The 11,892-nt window shown below is 60.1% G+C and carries 7 protein-coding genes and 6 pseudogenes; 7 read left to right on the top strand and 6 right to left on the bottom strand.

The features are described from left to right. A pseudogene (locus tag L6637_RS41635) lies at positions 1 to 407 on the bottom strand (helix-turn-helix domain-containing protein); the annotation flags it as partial. A gap of 722 nt (positions 408 to 1,129) precedes the next feature. Further along, complete coding sequence (locus tag L6637_RS41630; RefSeq protein ID WP_237874386.1) at positions 1,130 to 1,417, bottom strand: hypothetical protein; 288 nt, start codon at positions 1,415 to 1,417, stop codon at positions 1,130 to 1,132. 312 nt (positions 1,418 to 1,729) lie between these two features. Here L6637_RS41630 and L6637_RS41625 point away from each other — a divergent pair, with 312 nt between their 5' ends. The 3 genes from L6637_RS41625 (at position 1,730) to L6637_RS42545 (ending at position 3,960) form a co-directional block, all read left to right on the top strand. Further along, on the top strand, positions 1,730 to 1,939 hold the full coding sequence (locus tag L6637_RS41625) for a hypothetical protein (protein WP_237874385.1): 210 nt from the start codon (positions 1,730 to 1,732) through the stop codon (positions 1,937 to 1,939). A 1,109-nt stretch (positions 1,940 to 3,048) separates the two neighbouring features. After that, a complete protein-coding gene (locus L6637_RS42750; RefSeq protein WP_333909358.1) occupies positions 3,049 to 3,198 on the top strand; it encodes a response regulator in 150 nt (49 codons plus the stop codon). A 627-nt stretch (positions 3,199 to 3,825) separates the two neighbouring features. Beyond that, positions 3,826 to 3,960, top strand: coding sequence for a hypothetical protein (locus tag L6637_RS42545; protein WP_276575821.1), 135 nt, complete (start codon positions 3,826 to 3,828; stop codon positions 3,958 to 3,960). A 515-nt stretch (positions 3,961 to 4,475) separates the two neighbouring features. Here the strand turns inward: L6637_RS42545 and L6637_RS41610 are convergent. Beyond that, positions 4,476 to 4,637 (bottom strand): annotated as a pseudogene (locus L6637_RS41610) (transposase zinc-binding domain-containing protein); the annotation flags it as partial. Between the two features lie 12 nt (positions 4,638 to 4,649). After that, positions 4,650 to 5,523 (bottom strand): annotated as a pseudogene (locus tag L6637_RS41605) (tyrosine-type recombinase/integrase). 396 nt (positions 5,524 to 5,919) lie between these two features. Here L6637_RS41605 and L6637_RS41600 point away from each other — a divergent pair. Continuing rightward, positions 5,920 to 6,056, top strand: a pseudogene (locus L6637_RS41600) (IS5/IS1182 family transposase); the annotation flags it as partial. Positions 6,057 to 6,379: 323 nt separating this feature from the next. Next, complete coding sequence (locus L6637_RS41595) at positions 6,380 to 7,552, top strand: MFS transporter (protein ID WP_237874384.1); 1,173 nt, start codon at positions 6,380 to 6,382, stop codon at positions 7,550 to 7,552. Between the two features lie 257 nt (positions 7,553 to 7,809). Here the strand turns inward: L6637_RS41595 and L6637_RS41590 are convergent, their stop codons facing one another. Continuing rightward, positions 7,810 to 9,288 carry a SidA/IucD/PvdA family monooxygenase gene (locus L6637_RS41590; protein ID WP_237874382.1) on the bottom strand — a complete coding sequence of 493 codons (1,479 nt, stop codon included), beginning with the start codon at positions 9,286 to 9,288 and terminating at the stop codon, positions 7,810 to 7,812. Between the two features lie 143 nt (positions 9,289 to 9,431). On the opposite strand from L6637_RS41590, the gene L6637_RS41585 reads away from it, so the two are divergent. Then, on the top strand, positions 9,432 to 10,511 hold the full coding sequence (locus L6637_RS41585) for a fatty acid desaturase family protein (protein WP_237874380.1): 1,080 nt from the start codon (positions 9,432 to 9,434) through the stop codon (positions 10,509 to 10,511). Positions 10,512 to 10,616: 105 nt separating this feature from the next. Here L6637_RS41585 and L6637_RS41580 read toward each other — a convergent pair. Further along, positions 10,617 to 10,733, bottom strand: a pseudogene (locus L6637_RS41580) (tyrosine-type recombinase/integrase); the annotation flags it as partial. 265 nt (positions 10,734 to 10,998) lie between these two features. Here L6637_RS41580 and L6637_RS41575 point away from each other — a divergent pair. After that, positions 10,999 to 11,768: pseudogene (locus L6637_RS41575) on the top strand (transposase); the annotation flags it as partial. Positions 11,769 to 11,892 lie beyond the last annotated feature (124 nt).

The following is an 11,892-nucleotide window of genomic DNA, read 5'->3' as shown; positions in this document are numbered from 1 at the left end:
AGGATCGCCAACGCTGGCGCCTACGAGAGACGTCGGCGCGAGCCTGTTCGAGGGCGAACAGTGTTTTTTTTGAACCGTAGCCCTTCCCGGCGCAGGAACAGCCAGACCGCGTTGTGTGAGACCTTGACCCCACGGGCTGCCAGTTCCGCCTTCAGACCATGCAGCGTCAGGTGTGGCGTCTGAGTGATCCGCTCGACGATGAAGGCGCGGTGCGGATCAAGCACAGGCTTGCGGTGACCGCCCATCTTGCCAGGCGCTACCGAGCCGGTCGTTCTATAACGCTGTGACCACTTCACAACTGACGAGACCGCAACACCAAACCGTTCCGCCACAGATCGGCAGCTCTCACCTTTGGCAACAGCGGATACCGCGCGCTTACGCAAATCGTTGGAAATTGGTCGGACCATCAGATGCTGGCCTCCAGCCCAGCCAGCATCTTGAATCATATTCGCCCCAGATCCGGAATCCCTTCCGATTCAATAAATCCGTGAATCGCTCTAGAGGCAGGTCAATTGCAAGTGGCCGGCGGGCCGCCGGTTATTGTGCGGAAGCCAGCGGTCTCACTTCCTCCGGTGCAGGCCGGGCCGACGTCAGATGAAACCAACGCCCTTTCGTCGATACCCTCTGGTTTGATCAGGACGTAGGGGAGTGTCGTTTTTCCGGTTCAAATATTAGGCGCGGAAAGCTGGCGTGGTTCGCGCGTCCACTATCGCAGCGTCGATGGCGCGGAATTGCCCTTGGCGTGAGGGTCTTCCTCTTTCCTCTGTCGCACTTCCCACCCGTGTCACGAGGAGTAAGCTGCTCTCACATGAGAGGCAGCGATGCAGCTTGAGACCAAACTCGGTTGTGAATGGCATAAATTTCACGAGCACTCTTGGCTCGCAGCACGCAAGGCACCCCGCTTCGCCGATCATTGCTGCCCCGCTGAAATGACTTCGATCACCAATTTGACAAATGAATCCGACTCGCGGGCCTATTGCAAACATTGGGCTACAGTAGTTCGGCCCTTCGCTGGCTGGGGTGAAGAGCTGGGCTCGCGCCTTCGACGATCCGATCAAGATGGATGACGGCAGGACGTTGCACACCTTGCGTGACCCTGGCATCGCGCTGCCGCCGAAGCGCGCGCTAATCACCGCCCGAAGCGTCCCGGCCGGTTCACATGCGTCATCTGCTCGAACGCCTTCGCCAGCTCCTCAGGTCCGTGCCTCTGCTTGAAGCTGTCCCACGCGCTCTGAAACTTGGCCTCGGCTTCCTTGAGCGACATCGCGTCACCGAACGGCGGTGCCTGGATTGCGACCACCGCAGTCCAGAGCCAGAGTGCTGGCGACCGGTCGCGAGCGAACCAGATGCGGCCGATCATGTGGCCGTCGTCAAATAGGATGTAATCGTCGGCGTCCAGTGCACGGAGGCGGAGCATGGCGGTTTCCTAATGGCGCCGACATCAAGCGACATTCGCGATGACCGGTCCATTGGGACTTTTCACAGTGCAGCGTGGTGGCCGCGTGCAGATAGGTAACGCTTGGTTAACAAACCTCAACTAAAGAACAATATGTCCGGCTTCGCACACCCGGACGTCTTTTTCTGGAAGCTATGGCCCCGGTGCCGATCCTCAACCCGGCGCTGGGGTCATTTCATTTCGGCTGTGGCGCCTGGCAACCATATCCGTTTAGGGATCTTTCATGCTTTGAGCTTGTCATGATTTACAGCAGTTATTTTGGGAGATTTCGACATGCTCAAGGAACGCGCAACGGCGAATGATCTCGCCCGCCTCATTACAGACAAGATCGGTGTTGCGGGCCTAAAAATCGCAATCCGGCCGGACCACGCATACGGCTGGGTGCCAACCGTTATCTCTGCGCCCGCCGATCCGATCGGATTTCAAAGACGAGCTGAAGAGATCGCGCACAGACTGAGAGTTCAATTCGATCTGGCGCAGTAGGGAATAACTGAGATGGAAAAGCCGCCCCGATCAGGAGCGGCTTTGTCGTAATGCGGTATCGGAGAAGCGTTAGGCGGCTGCGAACGCGCTGCTGTTCTGCCTGCGCCGATACGCCATGAAGCCGAGGCCGCAGAAGCCGAGGCCCATATGGAGGGCTCGGGGACGGCGGCGACAGCGTCGATTTCTGCTTGAGGGGAGCACTCGGGCGGAAACCCATGCGGAGAATAGGACTGCCACCCCTCCGTAGAAGGAGAAACGGCTATCACCTCGTCGATGGCGTATACATGGGAAGCGTTCCCCCTCCACCATACAGCAGTCCTTCCGAGGTCGGCGATCGCTGCTAGCCAATAATTGCCCGCGTCTAGTGTTCAGTTCGCGGAAACATCAACCGGCGTGCTTAGGCTCAGCGAGACGTGAGTGGAAAACAGAAATACCCCTGAGGTCACCCCGCTCGCGTCAGACATGACGCCAAGAGTAACACCTTGGCTGATCAATGGAGCGGGTAGCCCAGTGCCAATGTATCCGTGTATTTCCGTGATCATTTCAGCGCGGAAGGACGAAAATCCCACCGCGACTGATTGGGACTGTATCGGTGCCGTTGGATCATCGAAAACGATCCAACCTACACCGACCGAACAAAATGGCCCCGTGATGGTGTTCAGAAGAACATCGGCGGAAGCTGGGGAATAAAGGAACAGCGATGAAAGTAGACCAACAAGAACTGAGCATTTGATTTTTCACGTCCAACCCCAAGCTTATTGCGACAAGAAAAGCCACGTTGCCGAAGAAGGCAACGCGATCACAGTTCTTACACTGAGTCGAACTCCGCAGAAGGACTGACCTTCAGGCAAGTCGGAAAAGCGGCTTGAGGGGCACAGAGGCAGAACGGCTTGCTGCCAGGTTTGCTAACAAACGGACCCGGGCACGTCGGTAGAGGCAGGACTAGCGATGCCGCCGAAGCACGAGCACCGATCACCGCCCGGACCGTCCGGCCGGTCCGCATGCGCCGGCTCACGCTTGAAAGTGTGAATTTCTACCATTTGTTACGAACCATGGTTCCGTAGCTACCTAGTCCGGCCCAGGGTAGCTGCAGTGGGAGACTGCGATCCATGGAGCAAGTGCCAGTGGTGCTCATCGTCGAGGACGACGAACTGCTGCAGCGCATCGTCAAAGATGCCTTGTCGGAAGGCGCCTTTGACTTCATGACCTGTGTATCAGGCGAAGAAGCACTGACATCCCGACCTACAAGGCGTTGGTAACGGACATCAACCTCAAAGGTTGCATGTCCGGTTGGGAGCTCGCACGTCGCGCCCGTCAAACTGATGCTGACCTGGCTGTTGTTTACGTGACTGGCGCAGCCGCCGACGGGTGGCCGGCCGAAGGCGTGCCGGGAAGCATCCTGCTGCAGAAGCCCTTTGCTCCCGCACAATTGGGCACCGCCGTGTCTCAGCTGCTCAACAAGGGATCGTCGCCTACCTGAGACGAGGTCTTGCCTGCTGGTGTGTCAACCGGCGTCCAAACAATTTTGGACGCCGATCCCCCGGCTTAGGGGGTCAATATTGCAAGCCGAAACACATGCTGGTGGTCGAGCGAGGCGGGCCGGCGATGATGGCGCGCGTTGGGTGATGCGGGCGATCAATCGGGCACGTGCGGCTTGCCATTGGCGTGCACGATGCAAAGATCGATTGTTACGTGCTGGAGCTTCAGAATCGCCAGCGCCACCCCGCGGGCCTGTGGAACGCGGCGCTCAGGCTTGAACTCGCCTGTTAAGCAATTCCTTACCGGGCGCTGTCACGATAAGCGCATTGGCCGCGCGGTTCGCGGCAAGGCATTCTGAAAACGGTTTTAAACACGCCCAGTTGGCGGTCTTTTTCAGGAGAGGCCCAATGTTCAAGGGCTTCACGGTGGCAGCTGTGGCGCTGATTAGTACAGCGCAGCTGGATCAATACCTGACGAACGGTCGATACACCGACGCGGCCATGGCTATGCTGCGGCAAATCAGACACGCGTTTGGGTTTTGAGATCCGCTACGGTTTTGAGGCGCGTGATGGAAGGCATCTTATGGGCTGATCTCGACGCGGATGAGCAACGTGCCATTGCGATCTTGGGAGCCGGACTTTCTATCGAACTGTGTGACCCCGTTGCTCTCCTGACCCTAAGGCGGCTCGGTCTGATCGTAGGCTGCCATTTGACGGCTGCGGCACACAATCTGCGGAGAGAGTTTGTTCTAGGCGAACTCGCGACACGGCGATTGCGTGCCGTAGCTCTGCCTACGCACTTCGAAACCTAGCTTGTGTATGAAGGGCGAGGCCTTGGATGGGCCAGGGGCATGAGAGATGTCAAGAGCTGTCGAACCGATCGTGGAGGGCTATGTTTTCCTAAAAGACCGGAAAGCGCTTGATGAGCTTCGTATACAGCGCCGGAAGCTTCTCGAAGATCTCAATGCGTGCACCGGGATCGACTGTGCAAGTAGTATTCAGCAGATTGAGCAAGATATCGTAGCGATCGAGGCGGGGCAGGCGCCGTTGGATTGCACCTCGCAGCGCGTGACATGGCCGCCGAGAGGTGCCGTGCGGCAGCTCTCGATCGCCGACATCACCTTCAACTGGTCGAGGCTGACATGGCCCGCATGGGTCTGCCGCCATGCCGGACCACGGTTGCGGAAGATATCTGCAACCTCCAGAGCCGGACGAGACACGCCGGCCCCGCGTCAGCCGGGCGGCCGGGCCTGCTTCAACTTGATCGCGATGTGCTCCAGCGGGCTCATGACGTCGCTGATCGTCTTGGTGGCGACGCGGGTATAGAGCGCGGTCATATCGAGCTTGGCGTGACCGAGCAGCACCTGGATCACGCGGACGTCGATGTTCTGCTCGAGCAGTTGGGTAGCGAAGCTGTGTCTCAGGGTGTGCAACGAGACGCGCTTGCTGATCTCCGCCATCTGGGCGGCGGCATGACAGGCGCGATTGAGCTGGCGTGTCGTCATCGGCTGGGCCGGATCGCGGCCCGGGAATAGCCAGCCCTGAGGGCGTGCTGCCTTCCACCAGGCGCGGAGCAGGTCGAGCAGGCTCGGCGACAGCATGACGTTGCGGTCCTTGCCGCCTTTGCCTTGCTCCACCCGGATGATCATGCGCTTGCTGTCGATGTCGGAGATCTTGAGCGAGACCACCTCGTTGGCGCGCAGGCCGGCGCCATAGGCCACGCTGAGAGCCGCCTTGTATTTGAGCCCGGTGCGGCATCGAGCAGCCGCGCCACTTCCTCCACGCTCAGCACCACCGGCAGCTTGCGCGGCTCGTGAATGAACTGGGTGTGCTCGACGATATCGTGGCGCTTCAAGGTGACTTTGAAAAAGAACCGCAACGTCGAGATGGCCTGGTTGATGTCGGCACGCCAACGCCGCTCGATGCCAGATACAGCTGATAACGACGCACGTCCTCGAAGGTCGCCAGATCAGGCGATTGCCCGAGAAACACAGCGAAATGCTTGACCCGTTGAATGTAGTCATGTTGGGTCTTGGCTGCGAACTTCCGGATCGTCATATCTTCGATCATGCGCCGCCGCAAAGGGCTCATGGCCTCGTCGGTCATGGGGATGCTCCTGTCTTGGGTGAAGGTTGTGAACCCCTCATCTCAAGACAGGACGCCTCGTCGCGCTATCCTCTCAGCTGCGCTGCTGGCTGCCATGCCCTACCGCGCGAGCGGTTTAGTCCTTTGACCCTGAGCGGACCTAGACCACCGATCTGTTTCGTTTGCTTTGACCATTGCAGACCCGCTGTGGCGCCTCATGCTCGGGGCTGACTGTATTCGACGGTCAGCGCGAATGGCGCCGATCAGCGTACGAGCAATTGCGTTGGAGTCGCGCTCTGTTAATTTTCCCTCCTGAAATCTCCTGATGGTCTCGACCGCAGTTCAATGCTAGGCACGGGGCGAGGACGCCTCAGTAGCGTCGCAGCGCGAATACACCCTTCAGCGATCGGCGACCCTCAGCGCATTCTCAAGCTCGATCGTTGCGTTTACGAGGTCCAAACGGCGCGAGCGACGAGTTCAACCTCGCAGCCACCGCCCAGAAGCTTCGAAAGATGGCCAAGCAGATCCCGATGCCCATCCCGAAACCCGCATAGGGATCAGTAGAGCACTTCACCACGTTGCGACCGAGCTGTTACAACGAAATACTGTCGGCCGTTTTCAACGAAATCAGTTAGAAGGCGACTGAGCAACGCAAGATGCTGGCGAAATTACGCATCCATGTCTGACTGAACCAGCGACCGGAGCCGCAGGCAAAAATTAGCCGACGCATGCCGATAACAATCGTTTGGATTTTCATTCCGGTTAGCCCTTCACTTCGATTCTTGAGCTCGGAAACTTCTGGTCAAGCCGAACTCGCGGCTTGCTTCGAGAGAGCTTTGACGGGACACTGGCCGGACTTATCCGTCGGGAGGCCCCCTTGGAATCGAAATGGCGAATTCTAGCGATTCTTTTCACGGCGCGTTGCGTCATGGGCGTGCAGTTCGAAAGCGTCGGAGCGCTCGGCCCGCTGCTTCGTGCGGAGGGCCTCGATTATGCTCGGCTCGGCATCTTAGTCGGCGCCTACTTGGCGCCCAGCGTCCTGGTTGCGCTTCCTGGAGGTATGGCGATCCAAAAGCTCGGCGAGCGAACCACACTTCTGCTGTGCGCGGCGCTGATGGTCGCCGGCGCCGCTGTCGATTTGTCGAGTGACTGGAACGCGCGTCTGCTGGCCAGAATCATCGCGGGTGCAGGCGGCGTCGTATTTACGGTCGCTGGCACCAAGATGATCACTGACATGTTCGCAGGTCGGCAACTCGGCCTTGCGATGGCGGCTCTCGCCGGCTCCTGGCCGTGTGGGATTGCGCTGGCATTGATCTCGCTGCCGCCGATCGCGGACAAGTTCGGGCTGATCGGGGCATCGGTAGCGCTGGTAATCCTGACCCTGACGACGCTGATCCTGTTGTTCGCGCTGCCGAAGCAGACGCGACTTGGCGCGCCGTTGTCCGCGGCCTTCCCAAGTGCGGCCATCACAGCCGCGGTGGTGCTTGCAGGTTTGCTCGTTGGCACTGCCAATGCCACTTTCGCCAATGCGTTTGCGTTCGGCCCGTTGCTTCTGACCGAGAGGGGTTACACGGCCGAGATCGCCGCCTCTCACGTCAGCGTCGCGCTTTGGGTCACCATCGCCTCCATCCCAGTCGGCGGCGCGCTTGCGGTCCGGCGAGGCACTTGCATCTGGATCGCTGCCGCAGCTTTGCTGCTCGCGGCGCTCGGGATGGCAGCCGTTCCGGTGTCCGACCACGACGTTCTCATCTTCGCCGGACTGGGACTCGTGTCCGGCTTATCCGGAGCAAGTTTCGTCAGCCTGCCGTCATGGGTGCTTCCTGTCCAGACGCGCGCGGTCGGAATGGGAATCTACTTCTCGGCGTTCTACGGAAGCATGTTGGCGTTGCCGCCGATCGCGGGTTTCTTCGCGCACCGCGCCGGCGGTGCGGGCATCGCCTTCGACGTCGCTGCGGTGGCTCTTTTAATCGTCATGCCGCTGCTCGGGGGCTACGCCGCGCTGGTTTCCGCGCCCCGCTCGGCTGCGGCGGTCGAGGAGGGCGCGGCCTAAGGCAGCGAACCTCGTCGCCTCCTCTTCGCGCTCGGGATGGTGGTCTCTGTCCATGCGCTGGGTATCGTAGCCGGACTGGGTAATTGACAAGTCGCCGCGGGGCCGTCGGAATCCGGAGGCGGCGCAGCTCATCCGTGCCCTCTCACGAATCTCAAAAGGTCAGGTGCGAGCGCAACTTCACCGCCGCTGAGCGGTTCAAGTCCCCTGCGCAGGAACCTCCAGCATCTGCCGCCATCCGGCGAGACGGGGCAACCCGTCTAGCCCCGCATCTTCGCGAGCTTGGCGAGATAGATGTCCTTGAGCGCAATCGGCGACGCAGACAGCAGGATCATGCGGGTCTTGGTGTCGAGTAGGTCGAGATCCTTCAACGTGAGGGTCGCGTTTCTCTCGATGAAGGAGCCTTGGGCCTTCTGGAAGGTCTTCCAAACATCGTAGTCAGCATGACCACGCACGCGCAACATTTCCTTGTCGCTCTCGATTTCGGCGATCATAGCCTCTGGCTTGAGACGCCCTTCGTCGACAAGGCTGAAGTGACGGTGGAACCATAGCGACAGCAGGTAGGCCGATATCGTTATGCGGCCGGGCGAGATCGCCGCGTTCCAGAAGACGATGCGCGGCGCGGCCGGGTGGACCATGCTTCGGAATAGGAAGGCGGATTTCTGCTGGTCCAGCGAACGCTCGCCGTTGCTGTCGACCAGTACGACGGGGGCGTCCTTCGTTTGGACGAAACTAGTCCCACAAACGATCAGGTCGAACGTGTCGCGAACCGGCTCCTGACCGTCTGGAGCTCCACGTGTCGCAAGAAGCACTTGTTGTCCGTCGATCCTGGCAATCTCGCCGCGGTGGACCCGGGACCGGCGCAGGACGTCGATCTGCTCCCGCTTCCAGATAGCGCCATTGAAGCCGATGGCCAAGGGGTGCGACTCAGGAAAGGGCGACAGGAAGTGCCGGAAGAGCCGCAACGGCAGGAAGGCCGCGGCTGCGAGCGGGCGCAGGCGTCTGCTCTGGAAGAGCTTGAAGTAGAGGTAGAACCCCAGTCTCACGGCCAGGCTTCCGGCGGCGATCTTCTCGAAGTCGAAGCCCCACGTGTTACGGCGGAAGACCCATAGGTAGTTCTTATACGACCGGCTCTCAAGATAGTAGACGATGTCAGCGGCGGACTTGTTGCCGCCGAGAACCAGGATCCGGTCGCCCCGCCGCAAGGAATCGTTCAAGATGTCATCATTGAAGTCCGATGAGTGAACGATTCGTCCCCGGTAGGTCTCCTCGCCCTCGAATCGAGGCACGAAGCCTACGGTGGTGAATGTCGTATATACGACGAAGTCGCATTCGTGCGCGATCGTAGCGCCCGAGGTAGCGTTTCGTGCGGTGGCGATGATGGGCCTGTCGGATTCGTCCAGGCGGTACCGAATGTCGGTGACTTCGGTCTCGAACGAGGTGAGCTCGAGGAGCCCGAAGCGGCGCGCATAGCGATCGAGGTAGTCCGCGAAATCCTCCCGGGCGAATGGCTTGTCCTCGTCGAAGCCGGCCGGAGCCGGGAAATCGGGATAGAGGATGTTTCTCATTGGGCCGTGGCTGGCGAGGCCCGGATAGGACTTTTTCCGGTGCCAGGTGCCGCCGACCGCGTCGAGCCTCTCGAAGATGCGCACCTCGTAGCCAAGCGCGACGAGCGTCCTCGCCGCAGCGAGCCCCTGCACGCCCGCGCCAATGATCGCCACTCTCTTGCGCACCGTCATATGTAGGCCGGCGTCCTTGGGCGCGCCCCTCAGTTCCTTTCAGAGAGGTTGCGACGGATCGGTTGGATGATCAAGGATTCTAGTTAGAGTTGTCGGGGAAAAAGTGATAGATGATAAGGAGTTTAGGCAAGAGGATTTTCGAGATGACAGAAGGGTCGAGGGGGGCGGCGCCCAGCGCAACGCAGGACGACGCGTGCGTCCGCGAAATCCCCCGGTTTTTGACCAAGGAGGAGATGCGCAGCCTGTCCGAAGTCAGCTCCGGGAAGGTGCTGTCAGCGTTCGCGGCGGAGATGGGAATGGTCGGGGCAGCGATCTGGTTGAGCGAGGCAACGTGGTTCAATCCGCTGACCTACCTGTTAGCGTTGTTCGTGATCGGGTCCAGGATCGTGGGCATTGGCGGGCTGATGCATGAGGCGGCGCACTACCGCGTGGCGAAGAACCGGCTGCTCAACGACATCGTCGGCGAGATCATGGCGTTTCCGACAACCGCCTCCATGGCGGGATATCGAAACACTCACTTTGCCCATCACAGGGAACTCAACAGCGAGAGGGACCCGGACTGGACGCGCAACTTCGGCGTTGACGATTACGAATTTCCGGTGCCGCAGTATCTGTTCCTGCGGAGAGTCGCGCTTCATTTCGCGGGGCTGAAGACGAGGCAGTTCCTCGGAAGCTTCCACAACAATCCCCAGACCCGCCAGATACCGGTGTGGACGTCCCGGCTCCGGCTTCTGGCGTTCGGACTCTTGTTCGTCTCGGCGGTTGCCTTCGGCTTTTGGAAGGAGCTTCTGCTGTACTGGTTGGTCCCGTTGCTCACGACGTTCATGGGCGTGATCTACCTCAAGCGCGTTTCGGAGCACTATGGCGTGCGACACGAGAGCGTCCTGAACGAGACGCGGACCATCGTGGGACCATGGTGGCAGATTCTGGCGTTCGCCCCCTGGGGTCTGAACTACCACCTGGAGCACCATCTGTACCCCGGCATCACCTGCTTCAATCTCGGCAAGGCGCATCGGCTTCTGATGAAGAACCCTGTCTATGCCGAGAATGCGAACGTGACCCGCGGGTACTGGGGCCTGGTGAAGGAGTTGGCGGCGGCGAAAGCGGGCGAACGCGACAAGGCGGAGGCGGCGCATCGTCTGCTTCGATCCCGGCTAGGCGCAATGGATATCGCTGGAGAAGCCGGTCTGCGTGAAGGAGCCGGCGCCGCCCACACGGGTTGATCGCGCCGGCGCAGCCGACGCCGCGAACCTAGCTGTAGCGACCTCAGCTTATGGCCCGAAGCCGTCAAGGACAGAGCAGACGCACTCTGCGCTGCCCCACCGAAATCAGACGTCGACTTGTTCTGCTATCGCGATGGCGTCGTCGACCTCGATGCCGAGATACCGAACGGTGCTCTCGATCTTCGCATGCCCCAGAAGGAGCTGTACGGCTCGCAGGTTGCTGACGAAAGCGAGCGTCGCCATCGACGGATCGAAGGTCAAGGCGGTCAACACGCGGGACAAGAACTTCACAAAGGGCAAGGTGGAGCGTCGTCGCCAGCGACTGGAGGAGAGCGTATCGCGCTATCTCGCACAGCTCGATACGGCAGATCTGCAGGAGCCATCTGAGACTCTCGCCGCGAAGACGGCGCATCTAAAGGAAAAGCTCACCAAGCTCAAGAGCGAGATGCACAAGCTCGAAGCCTACGAAGAGGCGATGCCGGCATCACCAGATCAACAGATCTCACGGACCGATCCCGACAGTCGGTCCATGGCAACGAGCGACCGTGGCTCGGGCGTCGTTGGCTACAATGTGCAGGTTGCCGTAGATACCGAGCATCACCTTATCATCGCGCACGAAGTAACGAATAGCGGTTCAGATCGCGCTCAACTGGCAAACATGGGCAAGCAGGCCAAGGCCGTGCTCGGCGTCGACAAGCTCGAGGCCCTGGCCGATCGAGGCTATTACACAGGCGAGGAGATCAAGGCTTGCGCTGACGCTGATATGCTTGTGAGTCTACCGAAGCCAAACACGACCGGCATGGAGGCGAAGGGCAAGTTTGGAAAGCACGACTTCGCATACCTGGCCAAGCAGGATGTGTATCGCTGCCCGGCTCGCGAGTTGCTGGCATATTGGCTGACAGCAGTGGATGGCGAACGCACCATTCGGCGCTACGTTACGAAAGCTTGTGGGAGTTGCCTACTGAAGGCGCGTTGCACCACGGCCAAAAACCATGTCATCTCTCGTTGGGAGCATGAGCACGTCATGGAGGATGCCCAGAGGCGGCTCGATGCTGATCCTCAGGCGAGGCGTCGCCGTCGCGAGACGGTCGAGCATCCGTTCGTCACACTGAAGATGCGCATGGGCGCGACGCACTTCTTGACGAAGCGCTTGCCGAAGGTCGCCACTGAGATGGCGCTGCATGTGCTCTCTACAATCTCACGCGCGTGATGAACATCATGGGTGCTGGTGCGCTGATCGCGGCGATTCAGGCATGAGGAGCATTGCTGTCGCGCGTGCCGCCAGCCTCATCATCGATCACAGCGCTGGCTTCCAGCGCTTCACCGGAAATTATGCCATTTCGGCGCAAATCCGGACCAGACGGAGCTGTTCAAAGCGGCG

Origin of the sequence: Bradyrhizobium zhengyangense (assembly GCF_022012435.1) — a bacterium.
GTDB lineage: Bacteria > Pseudomonadota > Alphaproteobacteria > Rhizobiales > Xanthobacteraceae > Bradyrhizobium > Bradyrhizobium zhengyangense.
The sequence above is the reverse complement of the archived record's forward strand: the minus strand, read 5'-3'. Positions and strand labels throughout refer to the sequence as shown.